This is a genomic window from Bacillus sp. PK6-025, from assembly GCF_056530265.1.
The window spans coordinates 3,718,009-3,739,601 of record NZ_CP096509.1 but is presented as its reverse complement, the minus strand read 5'-3'; the positions used below and the strand labels follow the sequence as shown (position 1 = coordinate 3,739,601).

The window sequence follows — 21,593 nt, the reverse complement described above, 5'->3', positions numbered from 1 at the left end:
GGTGATGAAGATCGATCGGATTGATCATCTGGTCCTGACGGTCAAAGACCTTGAAGCGACATGCGAATTTTACAGCCGTGTGTTGGGGATGGATGCGGTCACTTTTAGAGAAGGAAGAAAAGCGCTGACATTCGGCAGGCAAAAAATAAACCTCCACGAGGCCGGAAAAGAATATGAGCCGAAGGCACAGCACCCGGTGCCCGGCTCCCTGGACCTGTGTTTCATCACAAATACAGGCATTGATGATGTGATCCGTCATCTGGAAGGGCTGTCCATTCAGATTGAAGAAGGCCCCGCAGAGCGGACGGGCGCTGAAGGACCGATCGTTTCGGTGTATATCAGAGATCCCGACGGAAATCTGGTTGAAATATCAAACGAACTTCGTGAGAACGTTTAACGCTCAGTCCGGCTGATGTGTTTGGCCGCTTCAATCATACTGCTTAAAATGTGGGTGCTGCTGCTGTTGAGCAGAACCTTTAAATAGCGGATTTCGCTGGAAAGCGGAGGAGCGGAGTTGATCGCTTCCAATCGGTTCACGATCTCCTGATTCATCCTTTTTTGTTCCTGAATCAGACTAAGAAGCTGGGAGGCGGATGAGGTGTGTACTTCCGATTTCTGTTTCATAACGCTCGCTCCTTTTCTTTGGCTTTGCCACATATTTTAAAGGGTTATAAAAAAAGAATCTATTCATAAAATCTAAAAAAATCAATTCGCGAAGTTTGACGCACGCCGATCGAATGAAAATGAAACCTAAAGGCCAAGATACACGTAAACTGAGTATAAGGTCACTGTACATTAGACTCACAAGAACGCTTTACATCGATAAGGAGTGTTTTGCATGACGAGAAACAACGCACTGATTTCTGCAATTTGTTATTTTAGCGTTTTTTTTGCCCCGCTTATTTTGCCAATCGCTGCGTATTTTATAACAGATGATCAAGAAACGAAAAAGCATGCGATGCGTTCGCTTATTTCGCATATTATTCCGTTTATAAGCGTAGTCATATTGGCAGCAGGCGCGATCAGCGGTTCGCTTATCTTTAATGACGGCGGTTATTTGGCGGTCATTTTCATGGTCGGAGGTTTTGTTTTTTTCGGGATCATCAGCTTGATTATTGTGGTCTGGAACGTTGTTCAAGGGATTAAAATGCTGACTCAGGCCTAAAAGAAGGAGAACGGGGGAGCTTTTCATGAAGCATGAGAAAGAGCGAATTTTAAAATTGGTCGAGGAAGGAAAACTGTCTGCGAAAGAGGCGCTGATCCTGATCGAAAAACTTGAAGAAGACTATAGGGAAACGGAGAGCAAAGTGACAGCTCTGTCTGAAAATGTCATTGATGCGGAAGACTTCTACAGCGAAAAGAAAAAAGAACCGAAGCCTTCAATCGGTTCCAAACTGTTCGAATGGATTGATACCGCTGTAAAAAAAGTGAAAGAAGCAGACCTGGATTTGAATTTCGGGCACTCGTTCGAGGTTCAGCATATATTCCAGTTCAAAGACTCCGATTTTTCGACTCTGGATATTCAGCTTGCCAACGGCAGCGTCAACCTTGTACCATGGAACGATTCCGACATCAGAGTCGAATGCCAGGCAAAAGTGTACCGCGCCGAAAATCAGGATGAAGCAAGGCAGGCTTTTCTCCAGCATATCGACTGCGGTGTGGAAGGCGATAAGTTCACGATCCGCACGGAGAAAAAAATAATGAAGACCAACCTTACCGTCTATATACCGGACAAAGAGTACGGCAAAATCCGCTTTAAGCTGTTTAACGGCCCGGTCAGAGGGGAACATTTAAACGTAAAAGAGCTGTCCGCCAAAACGACGAACGGCGTGCTGTCGTTCTCTGCTCTCACGGCAGGAAAAGCTTCATTGGAAACTGCAAATGGGCAAATCAAACTCGCCGACCATACTTGCGGAGAGATTGAAGCGGAAACCATCAATGGATTGATCGATCTTAAAGGTTCATGCGATGCACTTGACCTGCAGAGCTTTAACGGTAATATTGCTGCAACAGTCAAAAATCCGCACTGCCGGACGGCATACGTGAAAACAACGACTGGAAGCGTAGAGCTGAATGTTCCCCGGGACTGCGCTGTGACAGCGGAGCTGAAAAGCAATCTCGGTTCTCTGTCTCATGATCTGTCAGATGCGGAAATTTTAAAAGAAAAAAACGAGACAATCCAGAAAGAAATGTATCTAAAAGCAAATCAAAATCATGATCATAGCATGACTGTTTTTTTGGAATCGAAGACAGGATCGATCCATTTAAACCATACACAGGAGTGATACAATGAAAAGGCTATTTCGATCCGAAACAGACAGAAAGATTGCCGGGGTCGTCGGGGGTCTTGCTGAGTATTTAAATATGGATGCGTCATTGCTGAGAATCATTACGGTTCTATTATTTATATTTTCGACCGGAGTTCCCGTTCTGCTGATTTATATTGTCTGGGTATTCCTAGTGCCGAATGAAGGGGACGTCGACAGATGATGAAATGGATCATAAACGTTCTTGTCAATGCCTTATTATTAATCGTTATTGCCGGTTACTTTGATTCGGTTCACGTCAGAAGCATCGGGGCAGCCATCACGGCAAGCTTGATTTTATCGATCTTAAATATGTTTGTGAAGCCGGTGCTGGTGATTTTGACGCTGCCTGTCACGGTGATTACGTTAGGTTTATTTTTGTTTATCATCAATGCGATTACTCTTTATATGACCGCATCCATTATGGGGGACAGTTTTGACCTGGACGGCTTTGGGACAGCCATTTTTGCGTCGATCGTCCTGTCGGTTTTCCACTTGCTCATTCAAAAAGCAATTATCGAACCGATGTCCAAAAAATAAGTTGAAGTCTGATGATTCATCAGGCTTCTTTTTTTTGCACGGATGTCTCTTTCATAAAAATGATCTGTAAAGGCAAAATACGAAAGGGAGGTAGACGATGAAAAAGTACAGAAATCGCCAAACCCTTTTGTTTCTGGCCGCAGTTTTACTTTTTGCCTTACAGATGCCGATATCGTCCGCGGCGGAAAAAGAGCACAGTCAGCTTGGTTCACCGGCCATCAGGCATACTTCTGTTGAACAAGTAAAAAAAGGAGACGACTTGTATTTTTCCGCGGAGGCGGCCGCTGACACGGTCATTCTGTATTACAAGCAGCATGCCGAATTGCCGTATCGGGGGATTCCGATGGAAGTAGAGCCGGGCAAACAGAACGGCTATATTGCCAAGTTGGAAAGCGAATCCATAGCATCCGACAAAGTCCAGTATTACATTGAGGCTCAGGCCGGTCGTTCCTCTGTGAAGACGGATGTGTATACTGTCGCCCTGAAAGGCGTACGTACGGATACACAAAAGCTTCCGGAGCTGTTGATCACGGAAATGGCTGTCGACACGTCAAACACCGGTGCAAAGGACGGCTATGAATTTATTGAAGTTTATAACAATACCAATAAAGCTGTTCATCTGAACAATTACAAAATGAAATACAGGCATCCTGAAAAGGGCAAGGAATCAGACACCGTCTGGCCTTTTGAACGCGATGATGTGACGATTCCTTCCGGTCAAACACACGTGTTTTGGGTGAAAAACCGCTCAAACGGACATTTGACGGAAGATGACTTCAATCAGCATTACGGTGTTCACCTTCGTGAAGGCAAAACGCTTTCTGTTCTCAAAGGGAGCGGCCTGGCGAATACGGCGCCGAGAGAGGTGATTATCTGCACAAACAGCGGGGAAGAGGTCGCATCCGCCCGTTATCAAAGCAAGCCGGATAAAACTGATGTCACTAAAAATAAAGCGCTTCTTTATCGATATCCGCTGGATGGAACGAAGCATATGAAAATGATATCGGCCGGGGAAGAAACACCGTCTCCTGGTTCGCTCCTGAAGGCGCAGGTTCCTTCACAGACGGTGACGGTCATGCCTGACAGAGAAAAGCCGGCGATCCATGATATGACGGATCATCAAGCGGTCAAACCGGGTGAAACGATTCAGCTCTTAGCTGACATGAAAGACAATCGGCAAGTGAAACAGGCGCAGTTTTTCTACCGTATGAATGATGATGAGCCGTTTACTGAAGTCCGTGTTGAAAAAAGCCGCAATGACGGTTTGTACCGCCACAATATCTATTTTGCCGAGCTCATTGGCAAAGAAAAAGTGGAATACTATATGCGGTCCGGCGATGGATCAAATGTTACGGCGACTGAAAAGAAAACGATACCGCTTGAACAGCGGATTTTAAAGGGGCTCAGGCTGAATGTAAGCGAAGGCGGAACCGTTTCCGGAAAAATGCTGTTGAAAGCCACAGCAGAAAAGCCGCCTTTTGAAACGACAATTCGGATTGACGGAATTGAACAAAAAAAAGGTGAATCAGCGCTTGAAAAAAAGGCCTACTTTGCATTCGATGTCAATCAAACAAATCTGTATTTTAAAAATGCTATAACGATCGGCAGAAGGGTTCAAAAAGTTTTTGACGATTCGCGCCGCCGGTATACGACTATTACGGTTCCGGTTTCTCCGGAGGAATTTAAAAAAGGAAAGCCGTTTGCGATTAAAGTTCGTTCAGGCACGAAGTCAACCCCATTTGAACAATCTGCAGAAGAAAACAGGGATGATTTTGTCCTCAAGAATCCCCGTCTTATCTTAGCGGATGGGACCATCATTCGCGATGAGCAGTACGACGATCCGAAAGCTGAGCTTCCGGCCGGCGACGGTCCAGGGGCGCGCGAATGGTATGAATTCCGTTTTTCGATTCCGGAAGCCAAGTTTACATCGCTTGCCAGTCAATGGCATACACAGGCCTGGGATGAAGGGCCGCACATCGTTGAAGCGGAGAATGGCGAAGAAAGGCTCATCCGCAGGGTGACGGTTGATAATACAGGCCCTGAGATCAAAACGTCATTAAAAGACGGCAGGACGTATAAAGGATCGTTTGAGATCAATGCGGTCGCACACGACAAATGGAGCGGTGTGAAAAGCATAAAAGCCGTTCTTGACGGCAAAAAAATAGCGCTTCCCTATTTTATATCTTCTGCCGGCCTGGATGCGGGAAAGCACGAACTGAAAATAAAAGCGGAGGACAGCGCCGGCAACCTGTCAATCGTGAAAAAGGCATTTTATATTAAAGAGGAAAAGCCGGACAAGCCCTCCCAGGTCAAAAATACCCCCGGCAGCACACAGGCTAAGCTGGCCGTCCGCGTCAAGGACCCGACCAAAGATAAGATGAAAGTGTCATTCCATCAAGGGTTTCAGTACACTGTAAAAGACGAAGAGCACGTTGACGTGTCAGCGAACGAAAGCGGGACAGAACCTCCGCAAAGCTTTGCGGTCAGAGGGGAAAAGGCACTGACAAAAGAAGAGCGCAGCGGCATGTCCGCACCTGACGGAAAAGGTTTTGAAACGTCATCAACAACAAAGTTTCCGTACCATCGCTTTGATGTCAAAGTGGATGAAAATACGGGGCCGAACGACAAGGTGGAAGTGCGGTGGCGAGGCAGTTCGCTTCCCGGCAGAAAAGTCTCCATGTTCGCTTGGAATTGGACGAACAAGAGGTGGGAGACGCTGACATTCCATGTTGCAAAGGATGAAAAACCTTTCACCCTCAAAGGAAGCATAAAAGCTGCCGATTATATCCGTCAATCCAAGGCGAGCATCATCATTCAGGATCAAATTCAGCTTTCGCAAAATGACTATACATTTGTGTGGATGTCTGATACGCAATATTATTCGGAAAGCTATCCGCACATTTTTGAACGTCAGGTCAAGTGGATCGCCGAACAAAAGGACAAGCTGAACATTCAGTACGTCTTTCATACGGGGGATCTTGTGGATGAAGCGGATCAGCCGCTGCAATGGAAGCGCGCCGACCAGTTCATGAAAGTTCTCGACGACCATCAAGTTCCATACGGCGTGCTGGCGGGCAATCACGATGTCAGCCATAAAGACCGGTCTTATTTGAAATTCGGCAGGTATTTCGGGGAAAGACGTTTTAAACAAAAACCGCATTACGGCGGGTCTTATCAGAATAACAAAGGGCATTACGATCTCATCTCCAGCGGGGGAAACGACTATATCATGGTATCGATGGGGTGGGGAATCGGAAAAAAAGAACTGCAGTGGATAGATGATGTTCTGAAACGCCATCCCGATCGAAAAGCGATTTTGTCATTTCACGAGTTTTTGCTTGTCAGCGGAAGCAGAAGTCCAATCGGGGAGAAAATATTTGAACAGATCATCAAGCGGAATCCGAATGTGATCGCCGTGTTGAGCGGCCACTATCACAGCTCCAACTTAAAAGTCGACAGGCTTGATGATAACGGGGACGGCAAGACGGATCGCAAGGTGTATCAAATGCTTGCCGACTATCAGGGCGGTCCTGAAGGAGGCCAAGGTTATTTAAGAATTCTTCATGTAGATCCGAAGCATGACACGATCCATGTCAAAACGTATTCGCCATATCTTGACGACTATAATTTTTATGATCCGCACCAATTCGGCCCGAAAGACGAGTTCAACATCAAAACGGATCTGAAACCACGGAAGAAAAAGGTTAAAACCGATTATTTTGAGCTGAATGTCTTTTCGAACAAGGAAATTGGGAAAGCAAAAACGGTGAAAAGCGGAAAGACGGCTTCAGTGACATGGAAGGATTTACAGCCGAACACAACCTATTTCTGGTACGCCGCAGCTTCTGACCATTACGGCGGCAAAAGCAGATCTCAGATGTGGAAATTGACGACAAAAGATGACGGCATGAAATCCTTTTTGATAGATCAAACCGCCGGGGTGGGCTCAGCTCTGTGGCAATTGTCGGGGAGCCCCCCGCCGGCCGGCATGAAGTTAAAGCAAGCGAAACTTGAGCCGTCAGGTATGAAAAATCCCCCAATTGCTGTAATCGGCTTTTGGCTGGCTGCGGTATTCATTTGTGAACGTAAAAAGCATTTGTTTTCCTAAGGGGAGCAAATGCTTTTTAGTTTGTCACATCTTTTTTCAGACGGGTTGCCGTGTCGGCTTGTTTTTTTCTGTAAAGCGATAAAATGCTGACAGAAGCGATGACGGCAAGGGAAAGGACGGCGGCTGTGAAGTAGAGGTTAAAAAACCCCGTTCCCACACTTTCATGGATCGCTTCGCTTATAATGTCCTTGACTTTTGGATCGGGAATCTGGCTGAGTGATTCGTTCAGACGCGATACGTCCGACTCACCGCCTGTAAATTCTTTTATCGGCATCCCTGCATCATTCAGTTTTTGTTTGATATGTGTGCCGATATTTTCGTAGCCGGCCGTTATATATCCTGCATACAAAGCGGGCGCCAAGGTCATTCCCATCTGCCTGACGAGTGATAATGTGCCGAGCGCAGTCCCGTAATCCTGTTTTGCTGCCTCTGATACAAGCATATTTAACGGCGCGCCCAACAGAAAACCAAAACCGACCCCTGCGATGATGCTTGCCAAAACAAATTCCCACTTCTCTGTCACCCAGACGGATAAGAGTAAAAACCCGGCGAACGAAATGATTCCCGAGAGCCATGCCGCTTTTACCGGTCCTTTCCGATCGGCGAGCATTCCGCCGAGCCCTGCTCCTATTCCTGAAGCCAGCGCCAGAGGCGTCATCCAATACCCCGCTTTTTCAGGAGCGACATGCAAATATTGTTCCGCATATGCAGGAATGAAAATAACGGCTGCCAAGAGTCCGCCGGATAAAAATCCGATAAAAAGCGTCCATTGAAACACCTTGTTTTTTAATAAGCTGTAGGCAAGTATCGGGTCGCCGCCTTTCAGTTCTATGCGTTTTTCATAAAAGATGAGTCCTGCAAACAGCGCGCAGCCGATCAGAAGAAAACAGTAAACCTTTGGGTCGGACAGGACGGCAGACATGTGCTGTCCGTTTATATTCGTTATTCCGTACATCACAGCTAAAATCCCAAGAGACAACAGCACAGTTCCGGCCAGATCGAGCGGCTTCTGTGTTCCGCCTTTTGTTTCTTTCATCAATGGAACGCTGAGAATGATCAGCACTGCGGCAATCGGAAGGTTGATCAAAAACAGCCAGTGCCAGCTTCCGGTCATATCCAAAATAAAGCTGCCGATATTCGGACCGAGCACTGCCGCGATGCCGTTCATCGCACCTAAAAGCCCCAGTGCGGTTCCCTGTTTTTCTTTAGGCAGCGCAGTGAGAATATGCGAGCTTCCGATAATAAAGATTCCGCCGCCGCCAAGCGACTGAATCAGCCTTGCCAATAAAAACATCGGGAAGTTTTGGCTCAATGCAACCAGCAGCGAACCGGCGCCAAACAGCAAGACTTCGATGATAAACAGCTTTTTACGTCCATACCGGTCAGACAGCTTTCCGACGATCGGGACGCTGACTGCCAAACCGAGCGTATAAAGTGTGATGCCCCAAGCTCCCCATGAGGGGGATACTTGAAAAGAATCGTTGATTGTCGTCAGTGCGGCTGAAATGATGCCATTGTCTAAAGCAGCCATAAACACGCCGATCGTAAATAATAATACGGCCCACTTTTGGTTCACACCATATATCCTCCTTTTTTATTAATTTAAAATGAATAATTCACTTTGAGTGAACTATTTTAATCATCCTTAAAAAAACACGTTTTGTCAAAAGAAATTTTTCAACAAAAAAAGCTGCGCCGTTTTCCGGGCAGCTTGTCTATTCATCGTCAGCTTTTAACGCTTTTTCAAGAATGGTAAGGCCTTCATTCACTTTGGTTTTTTCCTGTTCGTTCAGTTTCTGGAGCGCCTTTTTGAGCTTTTCGTGGCCCTTTTTGTAAAGGCTTCGAAAAATCCCCTTTGCATCTTCGGTTAGTTCAACAACAATCGTTCTCCGGTCTTGCTCGGAATGTGTTCTTTTGATGAAGTTCGCTTGTTCAAGGCGGCTGAGCAGTCCGGTCATATTTGAAAGGGAAGCGCCCATTTTTTCAGCGATTTCGGAGACTTTCAGTGTGCCGTGGTTGTTCAGAAGCATTAAAACTTTCATTTGCGGCATGCTGAGATCGAGCTTCATCCATTCGGAGACATCCCCCAGGCCGGCAGCGGTCAGTACTTTCATATAAAGAACCCATGTCTCTTTTTCTTCCGGGGTCAAAATGTCTTCGTTCAGCACGGTGGTATCATGGATATTGTATTTCAACGGTTCTTCACTTCCTTTTCGCGTTCCTCTTTACATACTACTGATTTTTCGCTTTGAAAGAAAGCCCGGGAAAAGAAGACTTCACCGAAGTGTCAAGGGGGGCCATTTTCAAAAAATGTTTTAGGTTCATTTTGAAAGTGATAGAATAAAGCTGAATGTCTAGTTCTTCATCTGAGAAGAGGAGGGTGCATCAATCGTGCCGAAAGTTCGAACAAAAGATGTGATGGATAAATTTAAGCTTGAGCTCATCAGCGGAGAAGAAGGGATCAACCGCCCGATTACGATGAGCGATTTATCAAGACCGGGCCTTGAAATGGCTGGTTATTTTACATACTATCCAAAAGAGAGGGTTCAGCTGCTTGGGAAGACCGAGATTACCTTTTTTGAAAAGCTTCCAGAGGAAGAAAAAAAGCAGCGGATGCTGTCGTTATGCACGGAAATTACACCGGCGATCATCCTTTCCCGTGATTTGCCGATTCCGCCTGAACTCATCGAGGCTTCCGAAGAAAACGGCGTGCCTGTGCTTCGATCCCCGTTAAAGACGACGCGCCTGACAAGCCGTCTGACGAATTTTCTTGAAAGCCAGCTGGCTCCGACAACTGCGATTCACGGCGTCCTCGTCGATGTTTACGGCGTCGGGGTGCTCATTATCGGAAAGAGCGGCGTTGGAAAAAGCGAAACGGCTTTGGAGCTTGTCAAAAGAGGCCATCGCCTTGTGGCGGATGACTGCGTTGAGATCAGACAGGAAGACCAGGATACATTGATCGGAAGCGCGCCTGAATTAATTGAGCATCTCCTGGAAATCAGAGGCCTTGGCATTATCAATGTCATGACGTTATTTGGCGCGGGGGCGGTCAGAAGCTTTAAGCGGATTACTCTTGTCATGAGTCTGGAGCTTTGGGAGCAAGGAAAGCAGTATGACCGCTTAGGGCTTGAAGAAGATACAATGAAAATTATTGATACAGACGTTCCGAAGCTGACAATTCCGGTTCGTCCGGGAAGAAATCTTGCCGTCATCATCGAAGTGGCCGCAATGAACTTCAGACTAAAGAGAATGGGTCTGAATGCCGCTGAGCAATTTACCCATAAGCTTGCGGATGTGATTGAAGATGGTGAGCTTGAAGAATAGGAGCTGACAATATGAATGAAACGATTGAACCTTTAAATCCGATTGCTTTTCACCTGGGGCCGATTGCTGTCCATTGGTACGGCATTATCATCGGCCTTGGCGCTTTGCTGGGCTTGTGGCTGGCGGTCAGGGAAGGCGAACGGAGGGGGCTGCATAAGGACACCTTTGTCGATTTGGTGCTTTTTGCGATCCCGATTGCAATTTTATGTGCAAGGGCATACTATGTCATTTTTCAATGGGGCTATTACAGTGAACACCCGGACCAGATTATTCAAATATGGAACGGCGGCCTTGCGATCCACGGCGGACTGATCGGCGCCGTACTGACGGGAATCATTTATGCGAAGGTCAAAGGGCTTTCGTTTTGGAAGCTGGCTGATATTGCTGCTCCAAGCATCCTGCTCGGTCAGGCGATCGGCCGCTGGGGAAACTTTATGAACCAGGAAGCGCACGGTGAGGCGGTGTCAAGAGCATTTTTAGAAAACCTCCACCTGCCTGATTTTATCATCAATCAAATGTACATCGACGGGCAGTACTACCAGCCTACCTTTTTGTATGAATCGCTGTGGAGCTTCACGGGAGTAGTCGTTCTGCTTCTTTTAAGAAAAGCGAATTTAAAGCGAGGCGAGCTGTTCTTAATCTATGTCATTTGGTATTCGATGGGACGCTACTATATCGAAGGCCTGAGAACGGACAGTCTGATGCTGACGGCGAACCTTCGCATCGCCCAGGTGATTTCAATCGTCCTGATCCTCAGTGCGGCTGCGCTGATAGCCTACAGACGTTTCAAAGGGCGAGAGATTAAACGGTATCAGGAGATGTAGCGATTTTACAAAGGGGAGACAGCAATGAAGGGAACTTTAAAAGCCGGCGCTGTGGCGGGACTGAAAACGACGTGGACACTCGGAAAAGTGATTTTTCCTGTCACGCTGATTGTCAGCATGCTTCAGCACACACCGGTGATGGACTGGTTGATCAAACTGATCACGCCGGCGATGGGAATTTTCGGGTTGTCAGGGGAAGCGGCGATACCGCTTGTGCTCGGCAACATGCTGAACTTGTATGCCGGAATTGCGGGGATTTTAACGCTTGATTTGACAGTTAAAGAAGTGTTTATTTTAGCGGTGATGCTGTCGTTTTGCCACAATTTGATTATCGAATCGACCGTTGCATCAAGGGTCGGAATTAAAATATGGCTTATTTTGCTTGTGCGCATCGGCCTCGCCGTTTTTTCGGCCTTTATCATTAACCTTGTCTGGCACGGCGGTCAGGATGCGGCTAAATACGGCTTGATCTCTGCGAAAAGCGCCGCTCCTTCCGGCTGGCTTGAAATTGCGCTTGAAGCCGTCACCAAGGCGGGTCTTGGTGTCCTTCAGCTTGCAGCCATCGTGATACCGCTGATGATCATCATTCAATATATGAGAGACCTCGGCTGGCTGCATACTTTTTCAAAGTGGTTTGCACCGCTGACGAGAATGCTCGGCATGAAAGAGAACACCTCAATGACGATGGTTGCCGGGCTGACGATCGGCCTTGCATATGGGGCCGGCGTTATGATCAAAGCGGTCGAAGAAGACGGCGTCAGCAAAAGAGATGTAACGATCGCGTTTATTTTTCTCGTTGCCTGTCACGCGGTTGTGGAAGACACATTGGTATTTATCCCGCTCGGCATTCCGGTCTGGCCTCTTTTGTTGATCAGGCTTGTAACCGCGATTCTGCTGACGATCGCGATTTCGCGCATCTGGAGAAAGCCGGGTTATTCCGTTCGCAGAAAGGAAGCTTTGTATGAAAGTTAATACGGTTTTATTTGATTTGGATGGAACGCTAATCAATACAAATGAGCTGATCATCGCCTCATTTTTGCACACGCTCGACCATTATGCACCGGGACGCTATAAACGGGAGGATGTCCTTGCTTTCATCGGACCTTCCCTTTATGAAACGTTCTCAAGCATTCAAAAGGATAAGGCTGAAGAAATGATCACCATGTACCGGACATTTAATCATCAGATGCATGATGAACTGGTAACCGAGTATGAGACGGTTTACGAGACGCTGGAACGCCTCGCGGAAGAAGGGTATAAGCTCGGGATTGTCACGACAAAGCTGCGGGACACCGTTATCATGGGGCTTAAACTGACGGGGCTTGATGCCTTTTTCGAGACGGTTGTGACGCTGGATGACGTCAAGCGGCCGAAGCCAGATCCCGAGCCTGTTTTGCTCGCCCTTTCCAAGCTTGGCAGCCGTCCGGAAGAAGCCATCATGATCGGTGATAATTACCACGATATATTAGCAGGGAAGAACGCCGGAACGAAAACAGCAGGCGTTGCGTGGACGATTAAAGGAGAAGAAAGCCTGGCTAAACACGAGCCTGATTTTATGCTCCAGCAAATGAGCGATCTCCTTCGCATTCTTGAGGTGGAGAAAGCTTGAGAAAAACGAAGCGCTATCCGGTGTCCGGCTCCAATTCCTTATGGCACATCTATCAGACGGTTCCATTTTTTAAAGTGGTCAAAAACTTTATCGTCATTCAGGCAGCGCGCTATACGCCGTTTCTTGGGATGAAAAATTGGATGTACCGGACGTTTTTGCGGATGAAAATCGGAGAGAAATGCTCATTTGCTTTAATGGTCATGCCGGATATCATGTTTCCTGAAAAGATCTCCGTCGGGCGTAACACCGTGATCGGCTACAATACGACCATTTTGGCGCACGAGTATTTAATAAAAGAATATCGGCTCGGCGAGGTTGTCATCGGCGATGAAGTCATGATCGGAGCCAATACGACGATCCTTCCAGGCGTCGAAATCGGAGACGGCGCCGTCATTTCCGCCGGTACGCTCGTTCATAAAGATGTGCCTCCGGGCGCTTTTGTCGGCGGCAATCCGATGCGGCTGATCTATACAAAAGAAGAAATGGAAAAAAGGTTGGAGCCCCCCGCTGAATAAAGAACGGGGGCCTTTATTTGCAATCAAAGTTAAAATTCATGATTGTTCCTTTCCGTAATATGCTTCACACCGATCCACTTCTTTCCGACTTTTGAGTACCTTGTATTTGTCATCGTAACGGAACTTGTACTGCTGTCGGTTCTGAAGATGGCTTCTTTCATATTTGTAATCGTGCAGTTATCAATATTGACCACTGCCTTAAATGTCGAGCCTCCGAGCTGGCGAATGAATTTGCCTCCTTGATCCGCAGTGAAATTTTTCACGGTAAATGTACTCGCTTTATTAATCTGAAAGATTTTGTCCGCGGCAAGCCGGGCTGATCCTCCGTTAATCGTGACATTTCCTTCGCTTTTGACAGTCAGGGCATCTTCGCCGACATCTTCCCAAACAACATTGCTTATAGAAGCGTTACCATAAGTGTGAACACCGTCAGCAGCAGGAGCGCCAAGCACGACATTTTTGAGCGTTGCACCATTCTCCACTTTGAAAATCGGTTTTTGATCTTCGCGCTGGCTTCCGTCCCCCAGCTCCGGACCTGCAATCAACCGCTTGCCTTTCCCGTCATACGTTTGTCCTTTTTCGACCACGATCGTTTTGTGAACGACCTCGGCGGCCGAGGCTTTTTCGGGCAGAGCCTGTCCAAACCCGCAGACGAGCAAACCTGACAAAATAACCGTACCTGCTAATCTCTTCATCATTTTCATCCTCCTCATGAAATATTGTTCAAAACAGATTTGTCTCCCTTAGATGAAAACAATTTCTGGTCCTTTTGCAATAAGATGAGACACCTATTTCGGTACTATCATATATGCGAGCTTGCTAAAATGTAAACAAAAAATTTGAATATTATGAAAAAACAGTAAATTGAACACGTGCAATGAGGTTGTTTTCTGTATTTTGGATGTGATGAAAGGGTAAAGAGGCTTATTTTAATAGGGGTTGAAAGAACTAAAAAAGGCAGGGGTTAATCTGCCTTTTTAAGCGGCGATCACGATCGCCTGACTGCCCATTTGTGTCCATGATTTCTCAAAATTTTCTCTGTCTGTTTTTCTGTTTTTATATCCGTACGGATCATTCAAATAAACGTAATCCTCATCATAGCCTGTCACGGCAACACTGTGAACGCTGTACGTCACATCGATTTTACCTGACGGTGTATTCCATGTTTCCATATCGTTGACTGGACTGAAATGAACAGTGGTGATAACCCAAACCGGTCTTCCTTGATTCAGCTGTTCATATATTTTCTCCGGCTCACTTCCCGTCAAATCGACAGCTTTAGTACCTGCGTATGAATAGGCCAAATCGTAAATCGGGCCATGGTAGACACTCAGTCCGGGTCCGTTTTCCATATCTCCCACAAAGCCGTCGTTAGGATTTCCCTTTAAGCCGCTTTCATAGTGCAGAGGCACTCTTTTCACCTCATTGGCAAGCTCATTTTTTGTGACATGATATCCGCTGTAGTTTAAGATCATCGCCAGGCTGGCGACTTCACAGCCGTTATAAAGCTTCGGCGAGTCCATTTGGTTGATCAGCGGGACGTCAAGCGGCTGATGTACTTCTTTATTGTCAGCAGCATTCTTATGGCTGCTGTTCAGCATTTCGGCTAACGGGCTTAACGCATCTTTAGAAAACAGTATAAGAACGGCGGTTATAAGAGCTGCTACGAAAAAAATTAAAAAAAGAGTTTTGAAAAATTTCATTCTGAGTCTCCTGTCTTCCCTTTGCTGGTTTGGTTAAGGCAAAGATTTGCAATTGTTTATATTATAACATCAAGATGTTCATTACATAAAAGTTATCATTTCCCATACGGTCCGTAGTCTATTTTAAGAGCGGCTGTTGATTTTGATTCTTTTATCTGTTAGCATATTATCATATTAGCGAACTAAAGGATTCGGAATTTTCCTTCAAACAGTTATGGGGGTGCAAGTGTAGATGTTTATGTTTGAAAAACCGCATGGCATGCGGGATACGCTGCCTGTGCTTTACGAAACAAAGAAAAAGGTGCGCTCTTCATTAACAGAGGTGATGGCTTTGTGGGGGTATCAGTTCATGGAGACACCGGCCCTTGAATTTTATGATACGGTCGGTGTGCAGTCGGCCATATTGGATCAGCAGTTGTTTAAACTCCTTGATCAGGAGGGGCAGACGCTCGTGTTAAGACCTGATATGACGGCTCCGATCGCAAGGGTGGCGGCCTCAAAGCTTCATAAAGATGATCACCCGCTTAGAGTGGGCTATGCCGCAAATGTGTTCAGGGCACAGGAGCGTGAAGGCGGACGTGCCGCCGAATTTGAGCAAGTCGGCGTCGAACTGATCGGCGATGGATCTACAAGCGCTGACGCAGAAGTGATTGCACTCGTCATTTTTTCGCTTAAAAATGCCGGCCTGACTTCATTTAAAATCTCGATCGGCCATGTCGGAATTTCAGATGCTTTGTTTGTGGAGGTTTTAGGAAATGAAGAAAGGGCCCATGTCCTGCGGCGCTATTTATACGAAAAGAACTATGTCGGCTACCGGGAGCATGTAAAATCCCTCAATTTATCCTCAATTGATAAAAGCAGGCTGCTCGAGCTTTTGGAGCTGAGAGGCGGTATTGAAACGTGCGGCAAGGCGGCATCGATCATCGATTCTGAAAAAGGAAAACGCGCGGTTTCAGAACTGAAGACGCTTTGGGAGACACTCGGCGACTATGGTTGCACGGACGACATTAAGCTTGATTTAGGCATGGTCAGCCATATGAGCTACTATACGGGTGTTTTGTTTGAAATCTATGCTGAAAACGTCGGCTTTCCGATCGGAAACGGCGGCAGATACGACCAGCTTCTCGGCCGCTTCGACTCACCCGCTCCGGCAACCGGTTTCGGCATCAGGACTGACAGGCTGCTAGAAGCATTGAAGCCGGCGGAAGAGCAAGAAAAAATCGATGTCGTCATCTTCAGCACGGAACAAAGAAAAGAGGCGATCAAATTTGCCGAAGAAGAGCGAAGAAAGGGCAAAAAAGTCGTTATACAGGACTTAGCGGGAATCGGAGATATTGACCAAATGACAAAGTCTTTTCAAAACGTGACCTATTTTATCGGGGCCAGAAAGGAAGAGAAGCATGGGTAAGGAATTGACGATTGCGATGCCGAAAGGGCGGATATTTGAAGAAGCTGCCGATATGCTTCGAAAAGCAGGCTATCAGCTCCCTGAAGAATTCGATGATTCGAGAAAACTGATCATTCAGGTGCCTGAAGAGAACCTTCGCTTTATCCTCGCCAAGCCGATGGATGTCACAACATATGTCGAGCACGGGGTGGCCGATGTCGGAATCGCCGGCAAAGATGTGCTGCTGGAAGAAGAACGCGATGTCTACGAGGTTCTTGATTTAAACATCAGCAAATGCCGTCTTGCCGTAGCCGGCCTGCCAGAGACGGCGGCCGACAACGTTGCGCCCCGGGTTGCGACCAAGTATCCAAATGTCGCGTCAAGCTACTTCAGGGAGCAGGGAGAACAAGTGGAAATCATCAAGCTCAACGGTTCGATTGAACTCGCTCCCTTGATCGGACTTGCCGGCCGAATCGTTGATATCGTATCAACAGGACAGACTTTAAGGGAAAACGGGCTGGTTGAAACCGAAAAAATTTGCGACATCACGTCACGTTTCATCGTAAATCCTGTCAGCTACCGAATGAAAGACGCAGTCATCGATGAAATGGCTTCAAAACTTTCTCTTATTGTGGAAGGGGAAAAAGTAAAATGAAGATCAAAACCATCAGCGGAAATACGTCGGTTTCCCTAAAGCGCACTATTGACGCCGGAACGGAAGAGCAAAGAAAAGCGGTCCGCGGCATTATCGATGAAGTGAAAAAGTACGGGAATTCAGCTGTTTCCGCATTCACAAGACAATTTGACGGAGCGGATGTGGCCGACTTTCGCGTTTCTGAAGAGGAAATCAAGGAAGCATACATCACGCTCAATGAACGTGATCTCGAGATTATTCGGGCGGCGATTTTTAACATTAAAGAATATCATGAGCGGCAGCTCGCATCATCATGGTTTTACCACCGCAAGGACGGAACGATGCTCGGCCAGAAAATCACGCCCCTTGATTCAGCGGGAGTGTACGTGCCCGGCGGAACGGCTGCTTACCCATCATCCGTTCTGATGAATGTTATTCCGGCGCTTGTTGCCGGTGTCGATCGCATCGTCCTTGCCTCACCTCCGGGAAAAGACGGCAAATTGTCGGCGGGAGTGCTGGCAGCTGCCGCTGAGCTTGGCGTCACAGAGATTTACAAAATGGGCGGTGCTCAGGCGATTGCCGCATTGGCTTACGGAACAGAAACCATTTCCCCCGTCGATAAAATCACAGGACCTGGAAATATTTACGTCGCCTTGGCTAAACGGGAAGTATTCGGCCAGGTTGATATTGATATGATCGCGGGCCCAAGTGAAATCGCCATTCTCGCTGACAGTACGGCAAATCACCGGGAAATCGCTGCTGATCTACTTTCACAGGCTGAGCATGATGCGATGGCAGCGAGCATTCTTGTCACCGACTCAAAGCCGCTTGCCGAATCTGTTTTAAAAGAGGTTTACGAACAGCTCGAACATCTTCCAAGAAAAGAGATTACACAGCAGTCGATTGACAACCACGGTTTGATCTATGTTACAAAGACGATGCATGAAGCTGTTTCCGTCATCAATGAGCTCGCTCCTGAACATTTGGAAATTTTAACAGCTCAGCCTGACGCCCTGCTCGGACAGATCAAACACGCGGGAGCCATTTTCCTGGGCCGCTACAGTTCAGAGCCGGTGGGAGATTATTTTGCGGGCCCTAATCATGTTCTGCCGACTAACGGCACAGCCAGATTTTCAAGCCCGCTAAATGTGAACGACTTCCAAAAGCGCTCCAGCATCATTTCCTACAGCAGGGATGCATTCCGCGAAAATGCCGAGAGCATTGCGGCCTTTGCTAGATTGGAAGGGCTTGAAGCCCATGCAAGAGCAATTGAATCCAGAAACCGGGAGGAAGACTGATGAGAAAAGCCGAACGGGCAAGAAAAACCAATGAAACTGATATTAAATTATCCTTTCATATTGACGGAGAAGGGAAAGCGGATATTCAAACGGATGTCCCGTTTATGACGCATATGCTCGATTTATTTACAAAACACGGGCAGTTTGACCTTTCAGTTGAAGCGAAAGGCGATGTTGAAATCGACGACCACCATACGACGGAAGATATCGGAATTTGTCTCGGACAGGCGCTTTTGGAAGCGCTCGGAGATAAACAAGGAATCAAACGCTACGGTTCGAGCATAGTGCCGATGGATGAAGCTCTCGCCCAGGTTGCGATTGATCTGAGCAACAGGCCGCACCTCGAGTTCAGAGCCGAATTCCCGAGCCGGAAAGTCGGAACCTTTGATACAGAGCTTGTCCATGAATTTTTGTGGAAGTTTGCGCTGGAAGCGCGAATGAATCTTCATGTCATCGTTCATTACGGTACGAATACTCACCACATGATCGAGGCGATTTTTAAAGCGCTGGGACGTGCGCTTGATGAAGCGACATTGATCGATCCGCGGGTTAAAGGAATTCCGTCAACGAAAGGAATGCTGTAAATGATCGGTGTCATAGATTACGGAATGGGAAACCTGTACAGCGTCTCTAAAGCGCTTGAACGGATTGATGCCCCTTATTTCGTCTCCGAGCATCCGGATGAACTTAAGAAAGCGGATAGCTATATCCTTCCGGGAGTCGGCGCTTTTCGGGATGCGATGGAGACTTTAAGCCAGACCGGCCTGAAAACATTTATTCAAAATGCCGTAAGTGAAGGAAAACCTCTTCTCGGCATATGCCTCGGTATGCAGCTGTTATTTGAAGAAAGCGAAGAACGCGGGGCGTCAAAAGGACTCGGCCTTTTGAAAGGAAAAATCGTTAAACTGAAAGACCGTGACCAAGCGGGAGATCGCTTAAAAGTGCCTCACATGGGCTGGAATCTTCTCACGGTCCACCGCCACTCTCCGCTTTTACCAAAGACGAAAGAAGGGTATGCGTATTTCGTTCATTCGTATTATGTCTGCGGAATCGAAGAGGAAGCTTTGCTTGCCAGCGCCGAATACGGTGTGCGTGTGCCTGCTGTCGTCGGTTTTGGCAATGTATACGGCGCCCAGTTTCATCCGGAAAAAAGCAGTGCGGTCGGCATGTCGATCTTAAAGCGTTTCAAGCAGCTTACACAAGAACAGAAGGTGAAAAAATGAGCGAGTTTACTGTATACCCTGCCATTGACATGAGAAACGGCAAATGCGTCAGGCTCATCCAGGGAGATTATGAAAAAGAAACGATTTACGGTCATTCCCCTCTGGATATGGCCTCCCGGTTTGCTGAAGCGGGGGCAGACTGGATTCATCTTGTCGATTTGGACGGGGCAAGAGAAGGCAAAAAAGTGAACGACAGACACGTCATAAGCATTGCTGATGAGCTCAACGTTAAAGTGCAAGTCGGCGGCGGCATCAGGACCGAAAAAGACGTGTATGACTACTTGTCGCAAGGTGTTGAAAGGGTGATCCTAGGCAGCTCGGCCGTATCAAATCCCGAGTTTGTCAAAAACATGCTGAAAGCTTACGGCCGGCATATCGCAATCGGTCTTGACGCAAGAGACGGATTTGTTTCGACTGAAGGATGGCTTGAGACCTCCTCCGTTAGAGCGGAAGAGCTTGGCCGCGAGCTTGCGAATGAAGGTGCGGAAGTTTTTATCTTTACCGACATTGCGACTGACGGAATGCTGTCAGGACCGAATATCAGCAGTACAGTGGAGCTTGCCAGGGCAACCGGCAAACAAGTCATTGCCTCCGGCGGTGTCAGCTCTCTCGCCGATCTTGAGGCGCTCGCTTCCCGGACTGTGGAAGGCGTCTCTGGCGCCATTGTCGGAAAAGCGCTGTATACCAATCAATTTACCATGGCTGAAGCGCTTGAAAGGGTGGCGGCAAAGTGATCACAAAACGAATTATCCCGTGTTTGGACGTAAAAGACGGCCGCGTTGTCAAAGGTGTGCAGTTTGTTGAATTGAAAGATGCCGGCGATCCCGTTGAGCTGGCTGAAGTATATGATCGTGAAGGCGCCGATGAGCTTGTTTTTCTCGATATCTCGGCATCCCACGAGGGGAGAAAAACGATGGTTGACGTCGTTGAAAGAGTGGCGGCCAAGCTGGCGATCCCATTTACCGTCGGCGGCGGCATCAATCGTTTGGATGATATGAAAACGATCCTGCGGGCCGGCGCCGACAAAGTTTCCGTTAATACGGCTGCCGTTCTCCGTCCGGAGCTGATAACGGAAGGCGCTGACTTTTTCGGTTCTCAATGCATTGTCGTCGCGATTGATGCAAAATTCGATCCGGAAGCTGATCAGTATTATGTTTATACACACGGTGGACGTAAAAAGACGGACCTTGAGACCGTCTCATGGGCGAAGGAAGCCGTTCAGCGGGGAGCCGGTGAAATCCTGCTGACAAGCATGGATGCAGACGGAGAAAAGAACGGATTTGACTGCAGGCTCACAAAGCTTGTGTCAGAAGCTGTTTCAGTCCCGGTCATTGCATCCGGAGGCGCAGGTCATGCGGGCCACATGTATGATGCATTTGCAGAAGGGCGGGCGGACGCGGCTCTTGCCGCATCTATCTTTCATTACAAAGAAACATCTGTAAAAGAAGTAAAAGCTTATTTAAAAGAGAGTGGGGTGAATGTAAGATGATCAAGGCAGACGAGTTGACATTTAATGAAGCCGGCTTGATCCCGGCGATTGTCCAGGATGCAGCGAGCAAGGAAGTGCTGACACTTGCTTATATGAACAAAGAATCGTTTGAAAAAACGCTGGAAATGAAGGAGACATGGTTTTTCAGCAGATCGCGAGGAGAGCTCTGGCATAAGGGAGCGACGTCAGGAAACATTCAGCGTGTGATAGACATCAGGCTTGACTGTGATCAGGATGCGCTCATCGTGCTGGTCGAACCGGCGGGACCGGCCTGTCATACAGGAAGCTACAGCTGTTTTTCGCCCGGCGAACATATCAGACAGACTGATGGCGGCCGCTTTGACATCATCAATGAACTTGAAACGGTGATTGCTAAACGGCAGGCTGAAATGCCTGAAGGCGCATATACGACATATTTGTTCCGTGAAGGCGTTGACAAGATTTTGAAGAAGGTTGGCGAAGAAGCGGCGGAAGTCATTATCGCTGCAAAAAACCGGGATTCTGAAGAGCTGAGATGGGAAGCGGCTGACCTTCTTTACCATCTGCTCGTTTTGTTGAGGGAGCAGTCCCTGCCGCTTGATGATGTGCTTGGCGTCCTGAAAGAGCGCCATGAAGGCTCTGAATCATAAGCGC

At 47.5% G+C, this 21,593-nt stretch carries 24 protein-coding genes; 19 read left to right on the top strand and 5 right to left on the bottom strand.

What is annotated here, in order from left to right:
• The first annotated feature begins 4 nt into the window (after positions 1 to 4).
• Positions 5 to 397, top strand: a complete 393-nt coding sequence (locus M1D67_RS19220; RefSeq protein WP_031305052.1) for a VOC family protein — start codon at positions 5 to 7, stop codon at positions 395 to 397.
• Here the strand turns inward: M1D67_RS19220 and M1D67_RS19215 are convergent.
• On the bottom strand, positions 394 to 624 hold the full coding sequence (locus M1D67_RS19215; protein ID WP_479831457.1) for a hypothetical protein: 231 nt from the start codon (positions 622 to 624) through the stop codon (positions 394 to 396). The two genes, M1D67_RS19220 and M1D67_RS19215, sit on opposite strands and share 4 nt — an antisense overlap.
• A gap of 214 nt (positions 625 to 838) precedes the next feature.
• On the opposite strand from M1D67_RS19215, the gene M1D67_RS19210 reads away from it, so the two are divergent.
• The 5 genes from M1D67_RS19210 to M1D67_RS19190 all read left to right on the top strand — a co-directional run bounded on the left by M1D67_RS19210 (position 839) and on the right by M1D67_RS19190 (position 6,954).
• On the top strand, positions 839 to 1,165 hold the full coding sequence (locus M1D67_RS19210) for a DUF4870 domain-containing protein (protein WP_020453085.1): 327 nt from the start codon (positions 839 to 841) through the stop codon (positions 1,163 to 1,165).
• 25 nt (positions 1,166 to 1,190) lie between these two features.
• Positions 1,191 to 2,285, top strand: a complete 1,095-nt coding sequence (locus tag M1D67_RS19205) for a DUF4097 family beta strand repeat-containing protein (RefSeq protein ID WP_256163499.1) — start codon at positions 1,191 to 1,193, stop codon at positions 2,283 to 2,285.
• A gap of 4 nt (positions 2,286 to 2,289) precedes the next feature.
• Positions 2,290 to 2,490 (top strand): PspC domain-containing protein, encoded by a 201-nt coding sequence (locus tag M1D67_RS19200; RefSeq protein ID WP_020453083.1) that lies wholly within the window; start codon positions 2,290 to 2,292, stop codon positions 2,488 to 2,490.
• Entirely contained in the window at positions 2,487 to 2,846 is a 360-nt protein-coding gene (locus tag M1D67_RS19195) for a phage holin family protein (protein ID WP_023856370.1), read from the top strand. Before M1D67_RS19200 ends, M1D67_RS19195 begins: the two co-directional genes overlap by 4 nt.
• Positions 2,847 to 2,943: 97 nt before the next feature.
• Positions 2,944 to 6,954 (top strand): lamin tail domain-containing metallophosphoesterase family protein, encoded by a 4,011-nt coding sequence (locus M1D67_RS19190; protein ID WP_479831456.1) that lies wholly within the window; start codon positions 2,944 to 2,946, stop codon positions 6,952 to 6,954.
• Between the two features lie 16 nt (positions 6,955 to 6,970).
• Here M1D67_RS19190 and M1D67_RS19185 read toward each other — a convergent pair whose 3' ends face one another.
• Together M1D67_RS19185 and M1D67_RS19180 are read right to left on the bottom strand one after the other, a co-directional pair.
• Positions 6,971 to 8,485 (bottom strand): MFS transporter, encoded by a 1,515-nt coding sequence (locus M1D67_RS19185; RefSeq protein ID WP_238548684.1) that lies wholly within the window; start codon positions 8,483 to 8,485, stop codon positions 6,971 to 6,973.
• Positions 8,486 to 8,669: 184 nt separating this feature from the next.
• Entirely contained in the window at positions 8,670 to 9,149 is a 480-nt protein-coding gene (locus M1D67_RS19180; protein WP_020453079.1) for a MarR family transcriptional regulator, read from the bottom strand.
• 196 nt (positions 9,150 to 9,345) lie between these two features.
• On the opposite strand from M1D67_RS19180, the gene hprK reads away from it, so the two are divergent.
• From hprK to M1D67_RS19155, 5 genes are read left to right on the top strand one after another with little or no spacing between them, the layout of a single operon-like run.
• Positions 9,346 to 10,278, top strand: coding sequence for an HPr(Ser) kinase/phosphatase (hprK, locus tag M1D67_RS19175; RefSeq protein ID WP_020453078.1), 933 nt, complete (start codon positions 9,346 to 9,348; stop codon positions 10,276 to 10,278).
• A gap of 11 nt (positions 10,279 to 10,289) precedes the next feature.
• The gene (gene lgt, locus M1D67_RS19170; protein WP_020453077.1) at positions 10,290 to 11,102 is read left to right on the top strand and encodes a prolipoprotein diacylglyceryl transferase; all 813 of its coding nucleotides are present in this window, start codon (positions 10,290 to 10,292) and stop codon (positions 11,100 to 11,102) included.
• Between the two features lie 24 nt (positions 11,103 to 11,126).
• Complete coding sequence (locus tag M1D67_RS19165; protein WP_026580159.1) at positions 11,127 to 12,074, top strand: nucleoside recognition domain-containing protein; 948 nt, start codon at positions 11,127 to 11,129, stop codon at positions 12,072 to 12,074.
• Positions 12,064 to 12,711, top strand: a complete 648-nt coding sequence (gene ppaX, locus M1D67_RS19160; RefSeq protein WP_025810719.1) for a pyrophosphatase PpaX — start codon at positions 12,064 to 12,066, stop codon at positions 12,709 to 12,711. Before M1D67_RS19165 ends, ppaX begins: the two co-directional genes overlap by 11 nt.
• The gene (locus M1D67_RS19155; protein WP_095292106.1) at positions 12,708 to 13,226 is read left to right on the top strand and encodes an acyltransferase; all 519 of its coding nucleotides are present in this window, start codon (positions 12,708 to 12,710) and stop codon (positions 13,224 to 13,226) included. Before ppaX ends, M1D67_RS19155 begins: the two co-directional genes overlap by 4 nt.
• Positions 13,227 to 13,255: 29 nt before the next feature.
• Here the strand turns inward: M1D67_RS19155 and M1D67_RS19150 are convergent, their stop codons facing one another.
• Both M1D67_RS19150 and M1D67_RS19145 read right to left on the bottom strand, forming a co-directional pair.
• Positions 13,256 to 13,924 (bottom strand): pectate lyase, encoded by a 669-nt coding sequence (locus M1D67_RS19150; protein ID WP_020453073.1) that lies wholly within the window; start codon positions 13,922 to 13,924, stop codon positions 13,256 to 13,258.
• A gap of 279 nt (positions 13,925 to 14,203) precedes the next feature.
• Complete coding sequence (locus M1D67_RS19145) at positions 14,204 to 14,929, bottom strand: C39 family peptidase (protein WP_095292114.1); 726 nt, start codon at positions 14,927 to 14,929, stop codon at positions 14,204 to 14,206.
• Positions 14,930 to 15,161: 232 nt separating this feature from the next.
• Between M1D67_RS19145 and M1D67_RS19140 the strand changes: the two genes are divergently transcribed.
• The 8 genes from M1D67_RS19140 to hisIE are packed head-to-tail and all read left to right on the top strand — an operon-like array spanning position 15,162 to position 21,589.
• Complete coding sequence (locus M1D67_RS19140) at positions 15,162 to 16,337, top strand: ATP phosphoribosyltransferase regulatory subunit (RefSeq protein ID WP_023856362.1); 1,176 nt, start codon at positions 15,162 to 15,164, stop codon at positions 16,335 to 16,337.
• Positions 16,330 to 16,971 (top strand): ATP phosphoribosyltransferase, encoded by a 642-nt coding sequence (gene hisG / locus M1D67_RS19135; RefSeq protein WP_023856361.1) that lies wholly within the window; start codon positions 16,330 to 16,332, stop codon positions 16,969 to 16,971. Before M1D67_RS19140 ends, hisG begins: the two co-directional genes overlap by 8 nt.
• The gene (gene hisD, locus M1D67_RS19130; protein ID WP_479831455.1) at positions 16,968 to 18,248 is read left to right on the top strand and encodes a histidinol dehydrogenase; all 1,281 of its coding nucleotides are present in this window, start codon (positions 16,968 to 16,970) and stop codon (positions 18,246 to 18,248) included. The genes hisG and hisD overlap by 4 nt, the downstream gene beginning before the upstream one ends.
• Complete coding sequence (gene hisB, locus M1D67_RS19125; protein WP_023856359.1) at positions 18,248 to 18,832, top strand: imidazoleglycerol-phosphate dehydratase HisB; 585 nt, start codon at positions 18,248 to 18,250, stop codon at positions 18,830 to 18,832. The genes hisD and hisB overlap by 1 nt, the downstream gene beginning before the upstream one ends.
• Entirely contained in the window at positions 18,833 to 19,471 is a 639-nt protein-coding gene (hisH, locus tag M1D67_RS19120; protein WP_023856358.1) for an imidazole glycerol phosphate synthase subunit HisH, read from the top strand.
• The gene (gene hisA / locus M1D67_RS19115; protein ID WP_479831454.1) at positions 19,468 to 20,205 is read left to right on the top strand and encodes a 1-(5-phosphoribosyl)-5-[(5-phosphoribosylamino)methylideneamino]imidazole-4-carboxamide isomerase; all 738 of its coding nucleotides are present in this window, start codon (positions 19,468 to 19,470) and stop codon (positions 20,203 to 20,205) included. The genes hisH and hisA overlap by 4 nt, the downstream gene beginning before the upstream one ends.
• Entirely contained in the window at positions 20,202 to 20,960 is a 759-nt protein-coding gene (hisF, locus tag M1D67_RS19110) for an imidazole glycerol phosphate synthase subunit HisF (protein ID WP_479831453.1), read from the top strand. The genes hisA and hisF overlap by 4 nt, the downstream gene beginning before the upstream one ends.
• A complete protein-coding gene (gene hisIE / locus M1D67_RS19105; protein ID WP_023856355.1) occupies positions 20,957 to 21,589 on the top strand; it encodes a bifunctional phosphoribosyl-AMP cyclohydrolase/phosphoribosyl-ATP diphosphatase HisIE in 633 nt (210 codons plus the stop codon). Before hisF ends, hisIE begins: the two co-directional genes overlap by 4 nt.
• Positions 21,590 to 21,593: the final 4 nt, after the last annotated feature.